The 22,548-nt window shown below is 72.6% G+C and carries 20 protein-coding genes; 3 read left to right on the top strand and 17 right to left on the bottom strand.

Features of this window, described 5'->3' with window-relative positions; genetic code table 11:
• Nucleotides 1-116 precede the first annotated feature (116 nt).
• From AA23TX_RS08085 to nadA, 4 genes are all read right to left on the bottom strand, one after another.
• The gene (locus tag AA23TX_RS08085; RefSeq protein ID WP_439328753.1) at nucleotides 117-1,268 is read right to left on the bottom strand and encodes a S8 family serine peptidase; all 1,152 of its coding nucleotides are present in this window, start codon (nucleotides 1,266-1,268) and stop codon (nucleotides 117-119) included.
• Between the two features lie 95 nt (nucleotides 1,269-1,363).
• The gene (nadC, locus tag AA23TX_RS08080) at nucleotides 1,364-2,257 is read right to left on the bottom strand and encodes a carboxylating nicotinate-nucleotide diphosphorylase (RefSeq protein WP_155541940.1); all 894 of its coding nucleotides are present in this window, start codon (nucleotides 2,255-2,257) and stop codon (nucleotides 1,364-1,366) included.
• Nucleotides 2,254-3,831: an L-aspartate oxidase gene (locus tag AA23TX_RS08075; protein WP_155541939.1), complete on the bottom strand. Its 1,578-nt coding sequence runs from the start codon at nucleotides 3,829-3,831 to the stop codon at nucleotides 2,254-2,256. Before AA23TX_RS08075 ends, nadC begins: the two co-directional genes overlap by 4 nt.
• A gap of 61 nt (nucleotides 3,832-3,892) precedes the next feature.
• Nucleotides 3,893-4,906, bottom strand: a complete 1,014-nt coding sequence (gene nadA, locus AA23TX_RS08070) for a quinolinate synthase NadA (RefSeq protein WP_155541938.1) — start codon at nucleotides 4,904-4,906, stop codon at nucleotides 3,893-3,895.
• 111 nt (nucleotides 4,907-5,017) lie between these two features.
• Between nadA and AA23TX_RS08065 the strand changes: the two genes are divergently transcribed.
• Entirely contained in the window at nucleotides 5,018-5,650 is a 633-nt protein-coding gene (locus AA23TX_RS08065) for an NUDIX hydrolase (protein ID WP_155541937.1), read from the top strand.
• A gap of 41 nt (nucleotides 5,651-5,691) precedes the next feature.
• The gene (locus tag AA23TX_RS08060) at nucleotides 5,692-6,408 is read left to right on the top strand and encodes an LON peptidase substrate-binding domain-containing protein (RefSeq protein ID WP_196425223.1); all 717 of its coding nucleotides are present in this window, start codon (nucleotides 5,692-5,694) and stop codon (nucleotides 6,406-6,408) included.
• A gap of 135 nt (nucleotides 6,409-6,543) precedes the next feature.
• Here AA23TX_RS08060 and AA23TX_RS08055 read toward each other — a convergent pair whose 3' ends face one another.
• The 10 genes from AA23TX_RS08055 to AA23TX_RS08010 form a co-directional block, all read right to left on the bottom strand.
• Entirely contained in the window at nucleotides 6,544-7,620 is a 1,077-nt protein-coding gene (locus tag AA23TX_RS08055) for a M48 family metallopeptidase (protein ID WP_155541935.1), read from the bottom strand.
• A 45-nt stretch (nucleotides 7,621-7,665) separates the two neighbouring features.
• Nucleotides 7,666-8,262 (bottom strand): DUF2567 domain-containing protein, encoded by a 597-nt coding sequence (locus AA23TX_RS08050; protein WP_155541934.1) that lies wholly within the window; start codon nucleotides 8,260-8,262, stop codon nucleotides 7,666-7,668.
• A 108-nt stretch (nucleotides 8,263-8,370) separates the two neighbouring features.
• Nucleotides 8,371-8,574 (bottom strand): biotin synthase auxiliary protein BsaP, encoded by a 204-nt coding sequence (gene bsaP / locus AA23TX_RS08045; RefSeq protein WP_155541933.1) that lies wholly within the window; start codon nucleotides 8,572-8,574, stop codon nucleotides 8,371-8,373.
• A complete protein-coding gene (bioB, locus tag AA23TX_RS08040) occupies nucleotides 8,561-9,574 on the bottom strand; it encodes a biotin synthase BioB (protein ID WP_155541932.1) in 1,014 nt (337 codons plus the stop codon). The genes bsaP and bioB overlap by 14 nt, the downstream gene beginning before the upstream one ends.
• 72 nt (nucleotides 9,575-9,646) lie before the next feature.
• The gene (bioD, locus tag AA23TX_RS08035; RefSeq protein ID WP_196425420.1) at nucleotides 9,647-10,366 is read right to left on the bottom strand and encodes a dethiobiotin synthase; all 720 of its coding nucleotides are present in this window, start codon (nucleotides 10,364-10,366) and stop codon (nucleotides 9,647-9,649) included.
• 612 nt (nucleotides 10,367-10,978) lie between these two features.
• Nucleotides 10,979-13,156 carry a SulP family inorganic anion transporter gene (locus tag AA23TX_RS08030; protein WP_155541930.1) on the bottom strand — a complete coding sequence of 726 codons (2,178 nt, stop codon included), beginning with the start codon at nucleotides 13,154-13,156 and terminating at the stop codon, nucleotides 10,979-10,981.
• A 284-nt stretch (nucleotides 13,157-13,440) separates the two neighbouring features.
• On the bottom strand, nucleotides 13,441-15,675 hold the full coding sequence (locus AA23TX_RS08025) for a bifunctional SulP family inorganic anion transporter/carbonic anhydrase (RefSeq protein WP_155541929.1): 2,235 nt from the start codon (nucleotides 15,673-15,675) through the stop codon (nucleotides 13,441-13,443).
• A 217-nt stretch (nucleotides 15,676-15,892) separates the two neighbouring features.
• Entirely contained in the window at nucleotides 15,893-17,170 is a 1,278-nt protein-coding gene (locus tag AA23TX_RS08020; protein WP_155541928.1) for an adenosylmethionine--8-amino-7-oxononanoate transaminase, read from the bottom strand.
• 19 nt (nucleotides 17,171-17,189) lie between these two features.
• Nucleotides 17,190-18,392 carry a cytochrome P450 family protein gene (locus tag AA23TX_RS08015; protein ID WP_155541927.1) on the bottom strand — a complete coding sequence of 401 codons (1,203 nt, stop codon included), beginning with the start codon at nucleotides 18,390-18,392 and terminating at the stop codon, nucleotides 17,190-17,192.
• A gap of 22 nt (nucleotides 18,393-18,414) precedes the next feature.
• A complete protein-coding gene (locus tag AA23TX_RS08010) occupies nucleotides 18,415-18,828 on the bottom strand; it encodes an SRPBCC family protein (RefSeq protein WP_196425222.1) in 414 nt (137 codons plus the stop codon).
• Nucleotides 18,829-18,892: 64 nt separating this feature from the next.
• Between AA23TX_RS08010 and AA23TX_RS08005 the strand changes: the two genes are divergently transcribed.
• A complete protein-coding gene (locus AA23TX_RS08005) occupies nucleotides 18,893-19,516 on the top strand; it encodes a nucleoside/nucleotide kinase family protein (protein ID WP_155541926.1) in 624 nt (207 codons plus the stop codon).
• Nucleotides 19,517-19,520: 4 nt separating this feature from the next.
• Here AA23TX_RS08005 and AA23TX_RS08000 read toward each other — a convergent pair whose 3' ends face one another.
• The 3 genes from AA23TX_RS08000 to AA23TX_RS07990 form a co-directional block, all read right to left on the bottom strand.
• On the bottom strand, nucleotides 19,521-20,678 hold the full coding sequence (locus tag AA23TX_RS08000) for a glycosyltransferase family 4 protein (RefSeq protein ID WP_196425221.1): 1,158 nt from the start codon (nucleotides 20,676-20,678) through the stop codon (nucleotides 19,521-19,523).
• Nucleotides 20,679-20,810: 132 nt separating this feature from the next.
• The gene (locus AA23TX_RS07995; protein ID WP_196425220.1) at nucleotides 20,811-21,863 is read right to left on the bottom strand and encodes a C40 family peptidase; all 1,053 of its coding nucleotides are present in this window, start codon (nucleotides 21,861-21,863) and stop codon (nucleotides 20,811-20,813) included.
• Nucleotides 21,864-22,288: 425 nt separating this feature from the next.
• Nucleotides 22,289-22,546 carry a hypothetical protein gene (locus AA23TX_RS07990; RefSeq protein ID WP_155541924.1) on the bottom strand — a complete coding sequence of 86 codons (258 nt, stop codon included), beginning with the start codon at nucleotides 22,544-22,546 and terminating at the stop codon, nucleotides 22,289-22,291.
• Nucleotides 22,547-22,548 lie beyond the last annotated feature (2 nt).

Genomic DNA, 22,548 nt, shown 5'->3' with positions numbered 1-22,548 from the left:
CGAACCGACCCTTCAGGCACACCGGACTCGTGTGACCGAACGGGCATCACGTGTGATTGAGCGGGCATCTCGCGTGATTGAAGGGGCATCACTCGTGATTGCGAGGTCGACACGGGTTACGGCGTGAAGCGGGACGGGCGCCAACCACGGCGCCGGGCCCGGCGGACCGCCGCCATCGCCACTCCCGCCGCGGCCGCGAGGGCCACGCCGGCCAGGGCGATCGTGCCCGCCGCGACATCGGACGTCGGACGCGCGGGTGCCGCCGCCGGGACCACCGCCGGGGCCGACCCCGACGCGGGAACCGCGCCCGGGGGCGGGACGTCGGCCGGCAACGTCGAGGACACCGCCGCGTACGCGTCCAGCACTCCCCAGCCCAGCCGCGCGTCGTGGCGCCCCGAGGAGGCGCGGTGCGCCGTCAGCTCGAGCCGGGTGACGACCTGGTCGCCGGTCAGGTCCGGGTGGTACGCCCGGACCAGCGCCGCGACGCCGGCGACGTACGCCGCCGCCAGTCCCGGGTCCGTCACCGGCCAGCGGTGCGCCACCGCGCCACCCGCTCCCGCCGACGTGCTGACCAGCTCCGCTCCCGGTGCCGCAACGCCGACGTAGTCCCCCGCTTCCGTCTGCACCGGCTCGCCCGCGGGGTTCACCGACCCGACGGACAGCACCCCGGGCGTCGCCGTCGGGTACGACCGCGCGCCCTGCTGGGTCGCCGACGCCGCCGAAACGACGACTGCGCCGGCAGAACGCGCCCGCGCGACCGCGCCGGACAACGTCGGGCTGTCGAACGCCGCGGGCACCGCGATCAGGACCACGCTCGCCTGCCGGTCCACCGCCGTGTCGATCGCGTCGGCCAGCGCGCCCGGGTCTCCCCCGCCGCCGTCGGCCGCCGACGAGCCCGAGCCTTCGGTGTACCGGATCGGCAGCAGGTGCGCGCCGGGCGCGACGCCGGCGAACGTCGTCGACGCGTCCGGTTGCGCGCCGACGATCCCAGCCGCGATCGTGCCGCGGCCGTCGCAGTCCGAGCGCTCGGTGCCGTTTCCGCCTTCGAGCTGGCCGGGCGCGAACTGCGCGTTCTGCCCGTCGACGCCCGTGCCGATCACGGCCACCAGCTGGCCGGCGCCGCGGGTCAGCGGCCAGAGCCGCGCCGGGTCGACCAGGCGCTGCCCCCACGGGACTTCGCCGGTGTACGTGCCGGAAGGGTTGGCGCACTGCCCTTCGGGAGCGGCGACGGCGGACGCGGGCAACCCCAGCGCCACGAGACCCGCCACCGCGAGCACCGCCGGTAACCGCACCCCAACCCCCGAACGAAAGACGGTGGCGGAAAAGGACTTCCGCCACCGTCAGTCTACGCGCGAAACACCGTTCAGCGAAGGTCCATGCCCAGATCCAGCGCCGGGGAAGAGTGGGTCAGCCCGCCCACCGAAAGATAGTCCACACCGGACTCGGCGTAGGCCTTACCACGGTCGAGGGTGAGGCCACCAGAGGATTCCAGCCGCGTCTTCGGGGAAACGTCGTCGCGGCGCGCCACCGCCTGCCGGCACTGCTCCGGCGTGAAGTTGTCCAGCAGCACCTCGTCCGCCGCCGCGGCCAGCGCCTCCTCCAGCTGGGCGAGCGTATCGACCTCCACCTCGCACGCCAGCTCCGGCGCGTGCGCCCGGGCGGCGGCGAGCGCCGCGGTCACCGAACCCGCGGCGACGACGTGGTTGTCCTTGATCAGGACCGCGTCGCCCAGCCCGAGCCGGTGGTTGACCCCGCCGCCGCACCGGACGGCGTACTTCTGCAGCAACCGCAGCCCCGGCAACGTCTTGCGGGAGTCGCGGATCGCGCAGCCGGTACCGTCCACTTCGGACACCCAGGCGGCGGTCGCGGTCGCGACGCCGGAGAGGTGGCACAGCAGGTTCAGCGCCGTGCGCTCGGCCGTGAGCAGCCCGCGCACGGGACCGCGCAGCACCAGCGCGGGCTCCCCCGCGACCAACCGGTCGCCGTCCTCGCGCCCGGCCAGCACCTCGTACGAAGAGCCCAGCACCATGTCGAACACGGCCAGCGCGACCGGCAGCCCGGCCACGACGCCGTCGGCGCGCGGGGTCAGCTCGGCCACCGCGATCGCTTCGGCGGGCACCGTCGACGCCGTCGTCGCGTCCGGCCCGTACCGCAGGTCCTCGCCCAGCGCCGTGGAAACCACCCGCGTCACGTCCTCGACGTCGAGGCCGGAAGCGGCGATCAGCTTCAGGACCGGTTCGGAGATCGGGAAAGTCATGCCACGCCCTCCAGGGGGATCGGGTCGGCCAGCACCGGCTGACCGGACGGGCTGAGCCGGATGAGCTGGCTGCGCCGCCAGCCGTCGTCGAGCGAGGGGAAGTCGGTCCGCACGTGGCAGCCGCGCGACTCGGTGCGCCGGACGGCCGCGGCGAGCAACGCCTGCGCCACCACCGTCAGCGCCGCGTCCTCGACCGCGGCGTGCGTCCACAAGGGACTGTCCTGTGCCGACAGGTCGAGCACGGAAACCGCCGCCGCCAGGCCGTCGGCGTCCCGGCCGATCGCGGCGTACCGGCTCATCACGCGCTGCAGCGAGTCCCGCGACGCGGCCGGCGCGGTCGTCCACGAAGGCAACCGCCCCCGCGAGGGGTCGGCCAGCAGCCCGGCCGCGAGGTCCGCCGCGACGGCCTCGGCGACGCGCTGCCCGACGACCAGGCCTTCGAGCAAGCTGTTGGACGCCAAGCGGTTCGCGCCGTGCAACCCGGTCCGCGCGACTTCGCCCGCGGCGTACAGCCCGGGCACCGACGAGCGTCCGTCCACAGTGGTCACCACGCCACCGCACGAGAAGTGCGCCGCGGGCGTCACCGGGATCGGGTCCGACGCCGGGTCGAGCCCCAGCGCCGCGCACGCCGCGAACACCGTCGGGAACCGCTGGGCGAACCCGGCGATCCCGGTCGCGTCGAGGAAGACGTGGTCGTCGACCCCGCCAGGCGCCAGGCCCATCCGCCTCGTGATCGCCGCCGAGACGACGTCGCGGGGAGCCAGGTCGCCGAGCGGGTGCACGCCCGCCATGACCGGCTGCCCCGCGCCGTCGACCAGCGTCGCGCCCTCGCCGCGGACAGCCTCGGTGACCAGCGGGCAGCGTCCCCGCGCGCCCGGGGTGTACAGGACGGTCGGGTGGAACTGGACGAACTCGATGTCCGCCACGGTCGCCCCCGCCCGCAGTGCGAGCGCGAGCCCGTCGCCGGTGGCGATCTCCGGGTTCGACGTCGCCTGGTAGAGCTGCCCGATCCCGCCGCTGGCCAGCAGCACGGCCGGCGCGCGGACGACGCCGGGGACGCCGTTCCGGTCGAGCACGGTGACGCCCGCGACCCGCCCGCCCGGCGTGCGCAGTGCGTCGACGGCGATGTGGTGCTCCAGCACCGGCACCCGCGCCTGCCCGGCCTGCGCGACCAGGGCGCGCTCGACCTCGGCACCGGTGGCGTCGCCGCCCGCGTGGATGACGCGGAACGCGCTGTGCCCGCCCTCGCGGGTCCGGGCCAGCAGGCCGTCACCCGCGGAGTCGAACGTGGCGCCGTCGGCCCGCAGCCGGGCGACCGCGGCCGGGCCGCCGTCGAGGATCGAGCGGGCGGCGGCCTCGTCGACCAGCCCGGCCCCCGCGGTGAAGGTGTCCTCCGCGTGCTTCGCGACCGAATCGTCGAGGTCGTGCTCCTCGGCCAGCACCACGGCGACACCGCCCTGGGCCCAGCGCGTGTTGCCGTCCTCGACCGCCGCCTTGGTGATCACCAGGACGTGCAGCCCGAGGGCCTGCGCGCGCAACGCCGCGGTCAGCCCCGCGACACCGCTGCCGATCACGACGAGGTCCGCGCGAGCTTCCCAGACCGGGTTTTCGCCTGTGAATCATTAACCGGGGTGGTCATTCGCCGCCGCCAGGCTGCCCGATCTCGATCATCCGCTGCACCGACGCCTTGGCGCGGGCCGCGGTTTCGAGGTCGACGTGGACCTCGTCGAGACCGTCACGCAGGCAGCGCAGCAGCGCCGCGGGCGTGATCATCTTCATGTACCGGCAGGACGCGCGGTCGTTCACCGCGCGGAAGTCGATACCCGGCGCGGCCTTGCGGAGCTGGTGGATCATGCCGATCTCGGTGGCCACCAGGACGGTCTTGGCCTTCGTGTCGCGGGCCTCGTGGACCATGTCGCCGGTCGAGAGGATCTTGACCCGCTCCGGCGCCACGGCCCCCTCGCCGGCCAGGTAGAGCGCCGACGTCGCGCAGCCGCATTCGGGGTGGATGAACAGGTCCGCGCTCGGGTTCTCGGCCGCGCGCTCGGCCAGCTCGGCGCCGTTGATCCCGGCGTGGACGTGGCACTCCCCGGCCCAGATGTGCATGTTCTCCCGGCCGGTCACGCGCTTGACGTGCGCGCCGAGGAACTGGTCCGGCAGGAAGAGAACCTCCTGGTCAGCGGGGATGGAAGCGACGACGTCGACCGCGTTCGAGGACGTGCAGCAGATGTCCGTCTCGGCCTTCACCTCGGCCGTGGTGTTGACGTAGGAGACGACCACCGCGCCCGGGTGCTCGGCCTTCCAGACGCGCAGCTCGGCGCCGGTGATGGAGTCGGCCAGCGAGCAGCCGGCCCGCGCGTCCGGGATCAGGACGGTCTTCTCCGGCGCGAGGATCTTCGCCGTCTCGGCCATGAAGTGCACGCCGCAGAAGACGATGGTGGAGGCGTCGCTGCTCGCCGCGATGCGGCTGAGCGCGAGGGAGTCGCCCGTGTGGTCGGCGATGTCCTGGATCTCCGGGACCTGGTAGTTGTGCGCGAGCAGGACCGCGTCGCGCTGCTTCGCCAGGCGCCGCACCTCCTCGGCCCACGCCGCGTTCGCCTCGACCCCGCCGAACGGGGTGAGACCTTCCGGAACCAACGTGCTGGTCATCGGGCCCTCCTGGACCTGTCTCCGGTTTTCGCCTTATAATCGAAAACCGTGCGAAGTCATCTTAACACCCAGGCCCCCCTGGCCCACGAGGTTTTGGGAGCGGTCCTTCAAGTGCGCTCGGACACACTGCGGGTCCTGCTGTGGCGCCGCGCGCTCGACCCGCACCTCGGCCGCTGGTCGCTGCCGGGCGGGCGGCTGCGGCCCGACGAGGACGTCGAGACGTCGATCCGGCGCCAGCTCAAGGAGAAGGTCGACGTGCGCCGGATCGAGCACGTCGAGCAGCTCGCGGTGTTCAGCGGCCCGCACCGGGTCCCCGGCCCGCGCGTGGTCGCGACGGCGTTCCTCGCGCTGGTCCCCTCCGACGCCGACCCCGAGGTGCCCGAGGACACCGAGTGGCACGACGTCGCGAAGCTGCCGCGGACGGCGTTCGACCACGAGGCGATCGTGCTGCGCGCCCGCGACCGGCTGCGCTCGAAGCTCTCCTACACCAACCTCGGGTTCGCGCTCGCGCCCGACGAGTTCACGATCTCCGCGCTGCGCGGGCTGTATTCGGCGGCGCTGGGCTACCGCGTCTCGGCGACCAACCTGCAGCGGGTGCTTTCGCGGCGCGGGCTGCTGGTTCCCACTGGTCACACGGCCCCGCCGGGCCGCGCCGGCGGGCGTCCGGCGGCGTTGTTCTCCTTCGCCGGCAAGGGCATGCAGATCACCGATCCGTTCGCGGTGTTCAAGCCGCCGAACCGGTGACCATCCTGCGGCGGAGGCGTTCTCCCCTTACCGTGGAGCCCGTGACAGAGCCGGAATCGGAAAGCGACGCGACGACGACCTTGCTGCCGTTGTTCCCGCTGCAGACGGTTCTGCTCCCGGGGACCAAGCTGCCGCTGCACATCTTCGAACCGCGCTACCGGCAGCTGACGGCCGACCTCGTCAGCGGCACGGTGCCGGGGCGCGAGTTCGGCGTGGTGGCCCTGCGGTCCTCCCTGACCCGCGAGGTCCGTGGTCTGGACCAGCTGTACGAAATCGGCTGCAGCACGGTGCTGCGCGAGGCGAAGCGCCTACCGGACGGCCGGTTCGACGTCGTGACGCAGGCCCAGCGCCGCTTCCGCCTGACGGACCTCGACTGCGTGTCGGCGCCCTACATGATCGCGTCGGTGGAATGGGTCGACGACGACCCGGTGGCGCCGGCCGGCGACATGGCCGAACGCCTCGCGGTGGTAGCCCGCACGGCGCACCGCCGCTACTGCGAAACGGCGTGGCGCAGCGACGACTGGAACGCCCCGGAGGCGGACACCGAACTGGCCGAGCTCGCGTACCAGCTGGCCGCGGACTGCCTGCTGCCACTGGAAGACCGCCAGCGCCTGCTGGAGGAACGCCACCCGCTGCGCAGGCTCCGCATCGCCTGCCGGCTCCTGATCCGGGAGGCGGGGTTCCTCGACACACTGGGCGCGGTGCCGCTGCCCCCCGGCGAGCTCACCGACCTCGGCAAGCCGGCCAGCTTGAACTGACCCCCGCCCCACAGACAAGGCCCCACCCATCCCTGGGGGCTGACCCCGGTCCAGTCTATCGGCGACCCCCGACGGAACCCGCCGCGAAGCGGAATTCCGCCGAGGTTGTCCACAACCGCGTCACCCTGGGGACAGTCACTCCCCGGAGCCGGAACCGGAGCCGGAGCCGTTGCCAGAGCCGTTTCCGTTGCCGGAGCCGTTCCCGAACTTGTTCCACACCTTCCCCGCCGTGCTGGAAACCGCTTCGCCGACATCGCTGAACACCTTCGTCAGCGGATCGGCCGACGTGCTCCAAGAGTCCTTGTACGACTTCGCGGCCGACTTCAGATCGTCCTTCCAGTCGGACGTCGGCGCATCGTCGTCCCGGCGCGGGTAGTCGCCCGCCAAGATCGCCCGGTACTCCTCCGACGCCGCCCACTTCTGCAGCTGCGCCGCGCGGACCACCGCGAACGGGTGCGTCTCGGTCTCGACGAACTTGAGCTTGAGGAAGCTGTCGCGGATGTCTTCGACCGACTCGTACTCGGCCGCCTGCTGCAGGAACGACGGGATGTCGATACGGGACGGGTCGACGCCGCCCGCGATCTGGATCTGGGCGCGCAGCGCGGCCGTCGGATCCTGGCCGCACAGCAGCCCGGCGCGGTCGCACGACAGCTCGGCCTTGCGGTACCACTCGCGCAGCGCCGCGATGATCGCGCGGATCCCGAGCGCGCTGACCGGCGTCCACGACAACGACATCTGCAGGCTGATCAGGCGCACCATGATCGTGCGGTAGACGGTGTGCCCGGACAGCACGTGCCCCATCTCGTGCCCGAGCACGAACCGCAGCGACTCGTGGCCCATCAGCTCGACGAGCCCGGTGCTGATCCGGATGAACGGCTCGTCCATCCCGACGGCCGACGCCTGCACGCGCGGGTCCTGGTAGACGAACACGTTCGGCACGGCGGGCAGGTCCAGCGTCTCGGCGCACTCGTGCCGCAGCCGGTCGAGCTCCGGGTACTGCTTCGGCCCGACGCGGATCGACGACGCGAGCGCCATCAGCCGCTCGCCACGCTCGTTGTAGAACCCCGAAACGGCCTTGACCACCTGGGCGAACCCGGGCACCGCGCGCAACGTCGCGAGCGCGCCGCGATCCACCGGGTGCTCGTAGGCGCGCGGGCTAATGCCCGGGAAGCGGACGGCGTGGTGCCGGGAAACTTCGATGTCTTCGGTCACTGAACCCCCTGTGATTCGAGGGAGCCAGCTTAGGGGGAGACGAGGTCAGCCGAGACGGCGGCCGAGGTCGTCGCGGCCGTTCCAGGTGGCGAGCAGGCTGTAGACCAGCGTCACGCCGAGCGGGCCGGTGAGCAGCACCCACCACGACTCCAGGCGCGGCGCCAGCTCGATCACCGAGCCGAGCGCGGGCGGGGCGGCGATCGCGTAGTGGCTGTTCGCCCAGCCGACGCCGAGCAGCATGGCCAGGGCGCTCGCGAGGGCGACGCCGAGGACCGCGGCGAGGAACACGACCGGCCCGCGCCGCTCGCGCAGCAGCCAGACGACGACGCCGACCACGATACCCAGCCCGAGCGTCATGAGCCCGAAGACGGCGAGGTCGTCGAAGCGGTGCCAGCTCTCCAGTTCGAGGGCGCCCTGGGTGCCGTCGGTGCCGATGATGCGCACGCGCTCCGGCGGCGCGAGGCGGGACCACGCGAAGGCGAGCGGGAAGCTCAGCAGGCTGAGGGTGCCGAGCACGCTCACGGCGGGCAGCAGGTCGGCCTTGACGACGACCCGCGGCCGCCGCTCCCGGAACAGCACGGGCACCGACCACGGACCGGCCACGGCCGACGGCCGGTGTGCGGGCCCCGACGACTCACTCACCCGGACTCCCTCCTGCTACCTGATGCGACCGAGGGTAACCGGTCGGTGCGTGGCGACGGTGAGCCGCCGGTCGTGTCGCGGCGCGGAAAGCGGCCGGACCCGATCGCGTCAGCCGCTCGCCGTCTCCCCGTGGCGGCTGCACTTCGCCGTCCACCCCAGTGGGCTCACCTGGACCACCAGCCGCCGCGCGCAGAACGTGCAGTAGCGCGGCGGCTCCAGCGCCGTCCTCGGGTTGTGGCACGCCGGGTGGTCCGCCCCGCCGGCCGACTGCTGTCCACAGTGGACGCAGAAAGCGGCGTCAGAGACTGTCACTGAGCGCCTTGATGGGCATCTTGAGCTCGTCGAGCATCTCGAGGTCCGCCGAAGCCGGGCGGCCCAGGTTGGTCAGGTAGTTGCCGACGATGATGGCGTTGATGCCGCCGAGCATGCCCTGCTCCGCACCGAGGTCGCCGAGCGTCAGCTCGCGGCCGCCGGCAAAGCGCAGCATCGTGCGCGGCATCGCGAGCCGGAACGCCGCGACCGTCCGCAGCGCGTCCTTGCCCTCGACGATCTCGTAGTGCTCGTACGGCGTGCCCGGCTGCGGGATCAGGAAGTTCATCGGCACCTCGTGCGGGCTCAGCTCGGCCAGCTGCACCGCGAACTCCGAGCGCTGCTCGACCGTCTCCCCCATGCCGATGATGCCGCCGCAGCAGACCTCCATGCCCGCCTTCGCGACCATCCGGAGGGTGTCCGCGCGCTCTTCCCACGTGTGGGTGGTGACGACGGCCGGGAAGTGCGAGCGCGCCGTCTCGAGGTTGTGGTTGTAGCGGTGCACGCCCATTTCGACGAGCTCGTCGACCTGCTCCTGCGTGAGCATGCCGAGCGAGCAGGCGATCTGGATGTCGTTGCCGTCCGCGCGGATCGCCTTCACACCCTCGCGCACCTGCGAGAGCAGCCGCTGGTCCGGACCGCGGACGGCGGCGACGATGCAGAACTCCGTCGCGCCGGTCTCGGCGGTCTGCCGGGCGGCCTTGACCAGGTTCGGGATGTCCAGCCAGGCCGAGCGCACCGGCGTCGGGAAGCGGCCGGACTGGGAGCAGAAGTGGCAGTCTTCCGGGCAGCCGCCGGTCTTGAGGCTGATGATGCCCTCGACCTCGACCTCCGGGCCGCACCAGCGCATCCGCACGTCGTGCGCCAGGGCGAGGAGGTCCGGCAGCCGCTCGTCGGGCAGCCGCAGCACCTCCAGGACCTCGGCTTCGCCCAGGCCGACGCCGTTTTCGAGGACGTGCTCGCGCGCGTAGGCGAGGACATCGGTGTCCGGGACTGCGGTCACGGCGTCTCCTTGGTCGTGGTGGAAGCGTCCCTCATCGTGCCCGACGGCACGCCGGGACGACAGCGACGCAGGTCACTTCCCGGCGGAAGCGCACCCTGCGAACAGCTCGGGGTCGAACTCGCCGCCGAACCACGGCGAGAGCCCGGCCCGGGCGGCGGACAGGAACTCCTCGGGCGACGCGTCGCCGAGCCCGGCCGGCAGCGCGCCGAGCAGCGGCGCCCCCGCCGCGACCGGCAGGTCTTCGAGGTTGGACAGCGCGGCGAGGTCCGGTTCGGCGGGCCACGAGCCGATGATGACCCCGGCGACGGTCAGGCCGCGCTTCGTGGCGACCTCGGCGGTGAGCGCGGTGGCGTTGAGCGTGCCGAGGCCGGCCTCGGCGACGACGATCACGAGCGAGCCGAGCGACCACGCGACGTCGGCCAGGCTGGACCCACGCTGGTCGAAGCGCACGAGCAAGCCGCCGGCGCCTTCGATCAGGGTGAGGTCGTGCCCGGTGTCGAGGTCGGACGCGGCCCGCGCGATCTCCCCGGGATCGAGCGACGGAAGGCCACTGCGCCGCGCGGCGGCCTCCGGCGACAACGGATCGGGGTAACGCCGGAGTTCCCGGGTGGTGACGTCCCGGCCGGCCAGGCGCCGCACATCGGCGAGGTCACCGGGCTCATCGGGCGCGACGCCGGTCTGCGCGGGTTTCAGGACGGCGACGCGCTGCCCGCCGGCCACCGCCAGGGCGGCGATGGCCGCCGTGGTGATCGTCTTGCCGACCCCGGTCCCGGTCCCCGTCATCACCAGCATGGTCACGGACCATCAACTTAGTGACCCGGGGCGGGGGTGCGCACCGCGGGCACCGGATGAGCGGGGGTGACTGGGGAAGGTTCCCTGGTCGGGGCGGGGTTCCGGCGTGCGGACGGTGGGCGGTGGTCCGAACCCGAGCCCGGACGACGAATCTCCGACCGAGACGCGGCGCGTGCCGAACGCGGGCGGCGAGGATGCCGCCCGCAGGGCCGGGCGCCGGCCGCGACCCGCCTGAGGCGCGGGGCCGGGGCCGGGGCCGGGGCCGGGGCCGGAGATCAACCCTGAGCCGCCAGTAACCGCCGTGTCGTCCGTCCACGTACGCGTGTCGTCCGCCTGAGTACGCGTGTCGTCCGTGGGTGTCCGCGGGTCGGGCCGGCGGCCGTACCTGGATGGACGACACGCGTACCTGGGTGGACGACGCGGTCAGGCGGGGGGGCGGATCAACCAACCAGCACCGGCCACCCCCGCGAGCCGCCTGAGGCGCGAGCCGGGCCCGCAGGCCATCCCCGACCCGCCGCACGGCGGGGCGGATCAAACCGACCGGCGACTCCCGCGGGCCGCGAGCGTCCGAGGCGCGGGCCGGGCCCGAACGAGCCCGGCCCGCGACAGACCTCACGCTCCCGGCACCCCCACAGCGGCGCCGGCCGGGCGGAATGTCCGCTCCGCTCCGTCGAACAGGTACACCTGCGCGGTCCCCACCGCGAAGTACATCCCCGTCAGCTGCACCTTCCCCGCCGCCTCGGCGGTCGCCACCGATGGGTACTCCCGCAGGTGCTCCAGCTGCTGCAGCACGTTGTGCAGCGCCAGCCGGTCGCCTTCGCGGTCCGGGACCCCGCCGTCCAGCGTCGCCGAGCCCGTGCGGTGGGCGCTCGGCTCCGCGTGCCGGAGCCAGACCGACAGCGGCCCCGGCGGCGGGCCCTCCGCCAAGGCCGCCATCGCGCCGCAGCCCGAATGACCGCACACCACGATCTCCTCCACTCCCAGCACCCCGACCGCGTACTCGATCGACGCGTTCATCGACGGGTCGGCCTGCCCCGGCGGGACCAGGTTGCCGATGTTGCGGATCGTGAACAGGTCGCCCGGGCCGCTCGTCGTGATCAGGTTCGGCACGATCCGGGAGTCGCCGCAGGTGATGAACAGCGTGCGGGGACGCTGGCCGTCGGCGAGGCCGGACAGCGTGTCGCGCAGCAGCGGGGCCGCGCGGCGGTGGAACTCGGTCGCGCCGCGGCGGGTCTGCTGGGCCGGGATCCCTTCCACCGCTTGCCATTCCGACCACGGCGCCAGCCAGCGCGGCACCGCCCGGCTGGCCGCCAGCCGGGACCGCGTCGGGCGGCCCGCCTTGCCCTCGCCGAACCACGGGTGGCCGACCTCGTCGACGTCCACCGTGCCGCCGGCGCGCTCGTGCGCCTGCTGCCACGTCGTCAGGCTCTCGAACGCCGCGTGGTCGAGGTAGTCGACGACCAGCTCCAGCCGCACCGGCACGCCGGCCGGGATGGCGCCGAGCACCCGCGACAGCCGCGGCACCGACAGGAACGTCAGGACGCCTTCGACGACGACGCGGTGGTCGTCGCCTTCCGCCTCGATGTGGATGCCGGACCACAGCGTCCGGCGCAGCATCAGCACCAGCGACAGGCCGATCCCGGCCAGGACGCCGGTGAGCAGGTCGAACACGACGACGCCGGCGAGGGTGAGCAGGTAGACGGGCAGGTCGCCGTGGGCGAGGACGGTCCTCAGGTGCCCGGGGTTGACCAGTTTCGCGCCGACGTGCACCAGCAGCCCGGCCAGCGCCGCCAGCGGGATGCTCTGGATCAGCCCGGCCAGCAGGACGACGAACAGCAGCACCCAGACGCCGTGCAGCACCGCCGACACCCGGGTTTTCGCGCCGGCGGCGACGTTCGTGGAACTGCGGACGATGACGCCGGTGACCGGCAGCCCGCCCACCGCGCCGGACAGCATGTTGGCCGCGCCCTGGCCGACGAGCTCCCGGTTGAGGTGGGCGCGCGGGCCGGTGTGCAGGCGGTCGACCGCGACCGCCGAAAGCAGGCTCTCCACGCTGGCGATCAGGGCGATCGTGACGACGGCGAGCGCGAACCCGCCCCACCCGCCGTCCGGCAGCTGCGGAACGAGGTGGACGTCCAGCAGGTCGCCGGGCAGCTCGACGCGCGGCAGCGTCATCCCGGCGACCACCGACACGACCGTCGCGGTGGCGATCGCGGCCAGCGGCCCGGGCACCTTGCGGACGGCGGCCGGGAGCTTCGGCCAGAGCAGCAGGATCGCGATGGTGAGCAGGCCGATCAGGGCGGCGGAGTCGTGGTGGGCGACGATCTGGCCGGGCAGCTCGGCGATGTTCTCCACCGCCGAGCTCTGGGCCTTCCCGCCGAGGATGACGTGCAGCTGGCCGAGCACGATCGTGACGCCGATGCCGGCCAGCATGCCGTGCACGATGGCCGGCGAGATGGCCAGCGCGGCGCGGGCGATCCGGCTCAGCCCCAGCAGGATCTGCAGCGCGCCGGCCGCGACGGTGATGGCGCAGGTGACGGCCCAGCCGAACGTCTGGATGGTTTCGGCCATGACGACGGTCAGGCCGGCGGCGGGCCCGCTCACCTGGAGCGCGGAGCCGCCGAGGGCACCGGCGACGATGCCACCGATGACAGCGGCGATCAACCCGGCGGCGACCGGCGCGCCCGAAGCGAGGGCGATGCCGAGGGACAGGGGTACTGCGACGAGGAAGACGACCAGTGAGGCCGGCAGGTCGTGTCGGAGCACGGCGAGGGGTCTCATGATCACCATGCAACCGGAAATCGTGTGAAATGTCCGCTATGCACCACCCGATCGAGTGAACAACTGGCAACATTTAGCCCAGACGTCACAAATCGGGCGCGCTGTTCACCTGTCGTTCACAAGATCATTTCGGTCGCGTGACAGTTGAAAGCCGGACGACACAACGCATCCCGCGCACCGAGACGACGTGAAGGCCGGCTCCGGAACCCACCTCGCCCGAAGCCGGCCTTCAGTGACTGAAACTTTCAGTGACTGAAAACACTCAAGTCACTTACTCTTTTCAGTCGCTGTAATCAGTGCTCCAGCGCACCCGCCCGCACGAACCCGCGCGCCGCATCGTCCAAAAGGGACACTTGCGCGGCGCCGACGTCGAAGTACATCCCGGTCAACCGGAGCCCGCCGCGGGCCAGCGCCTCCGCCACCACCGGGTACCCGCGCAGGGTTTCCAGCTGCTGCACGACGTTCTGCAGCGCGAGCTGGTCGGCCTCGGCACCGGGCCGCTCCCCGCCGAGCAGCAGCGGAGCCTCCCGGCTCCGTCGCCGCAACGTCGCTTCGCCGTGCCGCAGCCAGCTGCCGAGCTGCACGAGCCCGGCCGGCGCCTGGCCGAGCAGCGCCTTCATCGCCCCACAACCGGAATGCCCGCACACGACGATCTCGGCGACCCCGAGCACCCCGACGGCGTACTCGATCGCCGCGCCGACCGAAGAGTCGTCGCCGTCCGCCGGCGGCACGAGGTTACCGATGTTCCGCACGGTGAACAGGTCGCCCGGCCCGCTCGTGGTGATGAGGTTCGGCACGATCCGCGCGTCCCCGCAGGTGATGAACAGCGTGTGCGGCTGCTGCCCGTGCGCCAGCCCGCTCCACGTGTCGCGCAGCAGCGGCGCCGTGCGGCGGTGGAACTCCGAAGCACCGCGGCACAACAGGGAACTGGCGGTCCGCTGGGCCGGCAGCACGACGTGCTCGGCCTGCCACTCCGACCACGGCGCGAGCCACCGCGGCACGACGCGCGCGGCGACGCTGCGGCGCACGGTCGGCGCGCCCGAGGTGCCGCGCTCGAACCACGGGTGCCCGATCTCGTCGACCGTCACCGGCCCGGCGTGGGCCTGCTGCCAGCCGCGCAGGCAGTCGAACGCGGCGTGGTCGAGGTAGTCGACGAGCAGCTCCAGCCGGACGTCGGCGTGCGCGGGCACCTCGGCGAGCACCCGGGTCAGCCGCGGCACGGACAGGAACGTCAGCGCGCCTTCGATGACGACGCGGTGGCGGTCGCCGTCGTCCCTTTCGACGTGGATGCCGGAGAAGATCATCCGCCGCAGCATCATCGCCAGCGCCAGCAAGACCCCCGCGGCGACACCGGTCAGCAGGTTGACGGCGACCGCGCCGGCCAGCGTGACGGCGTACACCGGCAGGTCGCCGTGGCGCCGCACTTCCTTGAGCCCGTGCAGGTTCACGAGTTTCGCGCCGACGTACACGAGCAGCGCGGCGAGCGCGGCCAGCGGGATCAGCCGCAGGGCGCCGGTGAACAGCAGGCACGCGGCGAGGATCCAGGCGCAGTGCAGGATCGCCGACGCGCGGGTGCGCGCCCCCGCTTCGTAGTTGGTCATGCTGCGGACGATGACGCCGGTGACCGGGAACCCGCCGAGCGCGCCGGCGGCGACGTTCGCCGCGCCCTGCCCGATGAGCTCGCGGTCGAGGTCGGTGCGCGGGCCGCCGCGCAGCTTGTCCACCGAGACCGCGGACAGCAGGCTCTCCAGGCCGGCGATCAGCGCGATGGTGAGCGCGGCGACCGCGAAGCCGCCCCAGCCGCCGTCGGGCAGCCGTGGCACGACGTTCAGCGTGGGCAGCCCGGCCGGGAGGTCGACGCGCGGCAGGGACATGCCGGCCGCGACGGAAAGGCCGGTGGCCAGCGCGACGGCGGCCAGCGGCGCGGGCACGCGGCGGACGGGCTTCGGCAGCCGCGGCCACGCCAGCAGCACCGCGAGGGTGACCACGCCGATCAGCACGGCCTGGTCGTGGTGCGCGGCGATCTGCCGGGGCAACGCGAGAACGTTGGCCAGCGCCGAGCCCTGGGCCGAACCGCCGAGCACGACGTGCAGCTGGCCGAGCACCAGCGTGACGCCGATGCCGGCGAGCAGGCCGTGGACGATGGCCGGCGACACGGCGAGCGCGGCGCGGGCGAGGCGGGTCAGGCCGAAGAGGATCTGGAGCAGGCCCGCGGCGACGGTGATCGCGCAGGTGACGGGCCAGCCGTGGGTGGCGATCGTGTCGGCCAGCACCACGGTGAGGGCGGCGGACGGGCCGCTGACCTGCAGCGGCGATCCGCCGAAGGCGCTCGCGACCAGCCCGCCGACGACGGCGGAGATCAGGCCCGAGAGCAGCGGCGCCCCGGCGGCGAAGGCCACGCCGAGGGACAGGGGGACGGCGACGAGGAAGACGACTATCGAAGCGAGGACATCGTGCTTGAGGTTCTCCAGGAACTTGGGGGTCGTCGGGGGTCCGGTGTCGTGTTCTCCACGAACGATCTCGATCATGGGGGCAGGATCGCCGATACCGCGCGAAAAGTCCGCTACGCAAGCATTTCTCGCGTTTGTCCCGGTACGGATCGGTTCGGTTCGCCGGACCTTTCAGGCGAAAAGCGCGCGGGAACCTCCGCCGATCGCGTGGTGCGGACCGCGCAACGGCACGGAGCGCGACGATGAGAGACCTTCGGGTCTCGGTGTGCGCGTGGTCACACCCGATGTGCTGAATTCACGCCTTTTCCGCCACGGCAAGCATCGCGCGGGTGATCGCGGCCAGGTCGTCGTCAGTCGAAACGTAAGGCGGCATCGCGTAGACGAGGTCCCGGAACGGCCGCAGCCAGACGCCCTGCGCGGTGACGACGTCGGTGGCCGTCGCCATGTCGACGGGGTGGTCGAGCTGCAGCACGCCGATCCCGCCGAGCACCCGGACGTCGACGACCGAGCCGAGGTCGCGCGCCGGTGCCAGGCCGTCCAGCAGGCCCTTTTCGAGCCGGCTGACGTCCTGCCGCCACGCGCCGCCGGCGAGGAGACCCAGCGAAGCGTTCGCCACGGCCGAGGCCAGCGGGTTGCCCATGAACGTCGGCCCGTGCGCGAGGACCGGCAGCGCGCCGCGGGAGATCCCCGCCGCGACCTCCGGGGTGCACAGCGCCGCCGCCATGCTCAGGTAGCCGCCGGTCAGCGCCTTGCCGAGGCAGAGGACGTCCGGCGTCACGCCCGCGTGCTCGGCGGCGAAGAACGCGCCGGTGCGGCCGAAGCCGGTGGCGATCTCGTCGAAGATCAGCAGCACGTCGTGCGCCTCGGTCAGTTCCCGCAGCGCACGCAGGTAGGCGGGGTGGTGGAACCGCATCCCGCCGGCACCCTGCACGACCGGTTCGACGATCACCGCGGCCAGCTCCCCGGCGTGCGCGCCGATCGCGTCCGCCAGCATGTCCACATAGGACTGATCGGGCGGGGTGTCGAACCCGGACGGCGGGGCCGGCACGAAGACCTGTTCGGGCAGCACGCCGCGCCACAGCGAGTGCATGCCGCCGTCGGGGTCGCACACGCTCATCGGCGTGAAGGTGTCGCCGTGGTAGCCGCCGCGCCAGGTCAGCAGCCGGCGCTTCTCCGGCAGTCCCCGGGAACGCTGGTACTGCAGGCACATCTTCGCGGCGACCTCGACCGACACCGAGCCGGAGTCGCAGAGGAAGACGTGCTCGAGGCCCTCGGGCGTCACGTCGACCAGGGTCTTCGCGAGGGTGATCGCGGGCTCGTGGGTCAGGCCGCCGAACATGACGTGGCTCATCCGCCCGGCCTGCTCGGCGAGGGCGGCATCGAGCACCGGGTGCCGGTAGCCGTGGACGGCCGACCACCACGACGACATCCCGTCGACCAGCTCCCGGCCGTCGGCGAGCTTCAGCCGGACCCCGCTCGCCTCGGTGACCAGCAGCGAAGGCACCTTCGCCGGCATCGGCGCGTACGGGTGCCAGACGTGCTGGGCGTCCAGGGCGAGCAAGTCGGCTTCCATAGGGGCCGACCCTACGATGTCATCGCAGGCGGACCGGCAACGCCTCCAGTCCGTGCACCAGCGAGCTGTACCGGTAGCGCAGCTCGTCCGGCTTCGCGTCCAGCGCCAGGCCGGGGAACCGCGCCAGCAGGCCGGCCAGCGCGATCTCGGCCTCCAGGCGGGCCAGGGGCGCGCCGACGCAGTAGTGGATGCCGTGCCCGAAGGCCAGGTGCCCGCCCGCCGCCCGCGTGACGTCGAGGCGGTCCGCGTCCGGGAACCGCTCGTCGTCGCGATTCGCGCCCAGCAGCGAGATCAGCACGAACTCGCCCGCCGGGATCGTCACCTCGCCCGCCTCGACCGCCTCCGCGGTGAACCGGAGCGTGGCCAGGTGGATCGGGCCGTCGAAGCGGAGGAACTCCTCGACGGCGCCCGGCATCAACGACGGGTCGGCGCGCAGCAGGGCCAGCTGCTGCGGCTCGCGCAACAGCGCCAGGACGCTGTTGGCGATCAGGTTGACCGTGGTCTCGTGGCCGGCGACCAGCAGCAGGAACGCCATCGAGATGAGCTCGTCCTGCGAGAGCGAGTCGCCGTCGTCGCTCGCGTGCACCAGGTCCGACAGCAGGTCTTCGGCCGGCTCGGCGCGCTTCTGCTCGACCAGGCCGGTGAGGTAGGAGAGCATGCTCTGCGCCGCGTGCTGCGCGTCTTCCGGCGTCGACGAGCTCAGCAGCGTCTTCGACCAGGCGGAGAACTCGGTCCGGTCCTCCGGGGCGACGCCCAGCAGCTCGCAGATCACCGTGATCGGCAGCGGCGCGGCGAACGACGGCAGCAGGTCGGCCCGCTCCTGCCCGGCCAGCGCGTCGAGCAGCTCGGTGGTGATCTCCTCGATCCGCGGCCGCAGCCGGGCCACCGTCCGCCCGGTGAACGCCTTGTTCACCAGCTTGCGCAGCCGCGAGTGGTCCGGCGGGTCCGTGTTGAGCATGTGCCGCCCGAGCGCTTCGCCGAAGCCGCCCTGGCTGGTCGCCCCGGCCGGGAACTTCGCCTCGAACAGCTCGTACGCACGCCGGTTGTCTTTGTGCAGCCGGGAATCCGCCAGCAGAGCCCGCGCCAGAGCGAAGTCCGTGACGACGTAGCAGTCCAGGCCACGCGGCATCCGGACCCGGCGCACCGGCCCGCCCGCGCGCAGCATCGCCGCGAACAGGTGCGCGTCCTGCGCGAAGTCCTCGGCCACTTCGATCGCCGTCATCGCCGCCCCCATGCAGTCAGCCTCAGCGCTCGGCGAGTGCCGCCACCACGCGCTCGGTCACGTCCTGCCAGTATGCCCGCTGTTGCTCGCGCTCCTCCGCGTCCGAAAGCCACTCCTGGTGGAACCGCAACGTGGTCTTCGCGCCCGAGCCGCTGAGCCGCACCTGGACCGTCGAATCGTGGTCCCAGTCGCTCGGCCGCCACGTCAGCCGCACCCGGTCACCCTCGACGAAGCTGCGCATCTCCCCGACCGTGCCGTTGGCCGTCTCGTACTCCGCGCCGGTCTCCCGCGGCAGCTCGACCCCGGGACCGAGCCAGATGGCGACGCCGTCGCGGCTGACCAGGAACTCCCAGACCGTCCCGGCGGTGTAGGGCAGCGTGCGGGAAACCCCGATGTTCCACCCGACATCGGCCGTCTTCCCCACTGAAGAAGTCATGCCGGCATCATTCCACCGGGGTACGACAAAACCCGGCCCCGGTCCGGGTGCAGGATCGTCATCCGTGCGCTACCGCCCGATTTCCCCCGCCGTCCTGGCCGAAGAGCTGACCGAACGCATCGCCGCGCTCACCGGGCGCCGACGGATCGCGGTCGCCGTCGACGGCGCGGCGGGTGCGACGGAAACCACAGAACTCGCCGACGCCCTGGTCGACCCGCTGCGCCTGCGCGGCCGCGCGGCCCTGCGCGTCTCGGCGCGCGACTTCCTGCGGCCCGCGTCCCTGCGCTTCGAGCGCGGCCGCACCGACCCCGACGCGCGCTACACCGACTGGCTCGACCTCGGCGCCCTGCGCCGCGAAGTCCTCGACCCGCTGGGGGAAACCGGCTCCGGCGAGGTCCTGCCGTCGCTGTGGGACGCCGAGCGCGACCGCGCGACCCGCGCCGAGCGGGTGCCGCTCCCCGAAGGCGGGGTGGTCCTCCTCGACGGCGAACTGCTGCTGGGCACCGGCCTGGCCTTCGACCTGGCCGTGCACCTGTGGCTCTCCCCCGCCGCCCTGCGCCGCCGCGTGCCGGACGCCTGGGCGGTCCCGGCCTACGAGCGGTACGAGGAAGAGGTCGATCCGAGCTCGCTCGCCGACGTCGTCGTGCGCGTCGACGATCCGCGGCACCCGGCGCTCTACACGCCGTGACGCCTCAGCGGACGGCGGCCACCGGGTCGCCGTCCAGGAGCCCCGACAACCGCGCGGCCATGGTGTCCCAGCGCCAGTTCTCGCTCACCCACGCGCGGCCGGCCTCGCCCATCCGGCGGGCCCGCACGGGGTCCGCGAGCAGGCTGGCCAGTGTCTCGGCGAGCTGGCCGACGTCCCGGCCCTCGACGACGTGCCCGGTGACCTCGTCGAGCACCGTCTCGGGCGCGCCGCCGGAGTTGCCCGCGACCACCGGCAGGCCGGTCGCCGAGGCCTCCAGGTAGACGATGCCGAGCGCCTCGACGTCGAGGCCCTTGCCGCGGGTGCGGGCCGGCATGGCGAAGACGTCGCCCGCGGCGTAGTGCGCCGGCAGCTCGGCCCACGGCACCGACCCGGTGAACACGACGTCGCCCGCCAGCCCCAGCTCGCCGACCAGGCCGGTGAGCGTCTTGCGGTAAGGGCCGCCGCCGACGATCAGCAGCGCCGCGTCCGGGACGCGCCGCCGGATCGCCGGCAGCGCGCGGATCAGCTGGTCCTGGCCCTTGCGCGGGACGAGCCGGGACACGCACACGATCGTGGGGCGGTCGGACAGGCCGTGGCGCGCGCGGACTTCCGCGCGCCCGGCCGGGTCCGGCCGGTACAGCTCGGTGTCCACTCCGGACGGCAGCAGCTCCAGCCCGGCCATCGGGCCGAAGGCGGCGGCGAACCGCCCGCGCGTGTACCGGCTGACGTAGGTGAGGACGTCCACGGTGTCCCCGATGCGCCGCAACGCCTGCCGCGAGCCCGGGAGCATCGACCAGCCGACTTCGTGGCCGTGCGTGGCCGCCACGACGCGACGTGCGCCGGCCTGGCGCAGCGAGTGCCCCAGCAGCGCGAGCGGCGCGGCGGCACCGAACCAGACGGCTTCGCAGTCGTGCGCCCGCATGATCTGCTTCGCGCGGCGAAGGACGTCCGGCGTCGGCAGCATCAGCGACGTCGGGTGCCGGACGACCTCGAACGGCGCCTCGGCGTCGAACTCCTCGTGCGACCCCGTCCGCGACTCCCACGACGGCGCGTAGACGACCAGGTCGTCCGCCGGCAGCCGGGTGGCCAGGGAGTTCAGGTAGTTCTGGATCCCCCCGGGCCGCGGCGGGAAGTCGTTGGTCACGAGCAGGGTCTTGAGCACGCCCCTGAGGCTAGCGGCCCCCACCTCACTTCGTTCGGGGGTCCGGGTGGCGAAGCCCCGTCCCTCGGATGACACGCCGAAGGGGCGGCACCGCGTGTGTGCGGTACCGCCCCTTCGGCTTGGTGCGTCAGGTCACGACGTCGGGCGTCGCGCTCCCGCGTACTGGCTCTGCAGCGGCGAGATCTTCACGACGTCACCGGTGTCGGGCGCGTGAACCATCTTGCCGTCGCCGATGTACATGCCGACGTGCGAAACGGGCGAGTAGTAGAACACGAGGTCGCCCGGCTGGAGCTGGTCCCGCGGCACCGCGGCGCCGAAGGTGGACTGCTCGCGGCTCGACCGGGGCAGCGTGATGCCCGCCTGCTTGTAGGCCCACAGCATCAGGCCCGAGCAGTCGAACGTGCTCGGCCCGGTGGCGCCCCAGACGTACGCGCTGCCCCGCTTGCCCAGCGCCGCGTCCAGCGCGGTCTGGGCGGCCGCGGTGGGCGCCTTGAGGCCGGTGGGCGAGCCGCCCTTGTCGCCCTGGGCGGCCTTGTCGGCCGCGCTCAGGCTCTTGTTGGCCGCCTTCAGCTGGTCGATCTGGTCGTTCAGCGTCTTCTGCTTGGCCCGGATGTCGTCGGTCAGCTTCGCCGCCGCGTCCCGCGCGTCAGTCGCGCGCTTCGCCGCGTCGGAAGCCTTGTTCGTGGCATCGGTGGCCTGCTGGACGGCGCCGGTGAGATTGCCCATCGCGCCGTTCTTCTCGGTCGCGATGACCTCTAGGGCCGAGGAGCGGTCGAGGAAGTCCTGAGTGGACGTCCCGGCCAGCAGCGCCGACAGCTTGTTCAGCTGGACGCCGCTGGTGAACGACGCACCGGCGAACTTGTCGACCTGGGTCTGGTACTTCTTCTGGTTCTCGGCCGCCGAAGCGGCCTGGTCCTTGGCCGCGTTGACGTCGGCGGTGGCCTTGTCGAGCTCGCCCTGCTTGGCCTTCAGGTCGTCCTGGGCCTTGAGCAGGTCTTCGTTGAGCTTTTCGGCCTGGGCCGCGAGGTCGCGGTACTGGGCGAGGGCGTCCGAACCGGTCGGCGGGGCCTGGAGGACGGGGATGGGGGCGGCGGTGGCCGTCGGCTGGGCGATGGTGACGAGGGTGATCACCGAAGCCGCGGCGAGGGCACCTGAAACCACGCGCCTAACTGGATGCGACTGCACGGTCGCGCGGGTCTCCTTTGCGTCTCGGCCGCCGAGGGGACCGGGGCACGAAGAGGTCGGGGGTAGTCCTCTTCGCCGCTGTCCCGCCCCGCGCGCGAGCCGTCTTCTGCTGCAACAGGTTCCGCACGCGGTGGTGGTTCCGGTTCCCAGCTTCCCGACAAAGCTGCGTCCGGCGGCGATCCCGCGTCGCCGCCCTTTTCGACGGCCAGGGGCCACGAGATCTCGGACAGGTTACGAAAAGACCGCCACCACGTCCACCACCCGGGGGGCAAAAACTCTCCGTAGCGCCCGGAAACACCATCGGACCAGCAGGGGAGAAAACATGTGATCGGCGTTACACGCTGGGGTTTCTTCCGGAGCCAATTCGGCTACATACCGTTCACCTGATCCGATCGACCACTCGGCGCGCCGACACGAAACGGGGGTCAGGCCGTGTTCGGGAGGGGTCCTTCGACCAGCCGGAGGCGGGGCACCATCCCCGCGTCGGCGAACGCGTCCAGGGCCCGCCGCTCGTCGGCGTCCCACACGACGGCGGGTGGCGCGCCCAGCAGCACGGTCACCACGCAGTCATGGCAGGAAATGCCGCGGACGACGCAGCGATCGCAGTCGACCACCACGTTTTCGATGTCCGAAACCGAAATGTGCGAGACGTCCACTTCGGACAGGTCGGGGGTGTCGTTCATGT

It is taken from the genome of Amycolatopsis camponoti (assembly GCF_902497555.1).
Taxonomy (GTDB): Bacteria; Actinomycetota; Actinomycetes; order Mycobacteriales; family Pseudonocardiaceae; genus Amycolatopsis; species Amycolatopsis camponoti.
Note: the sequence above shows the minus strand (reverse complement) of the source record. Positions and strands in the feature narration are given on the sequence as shown.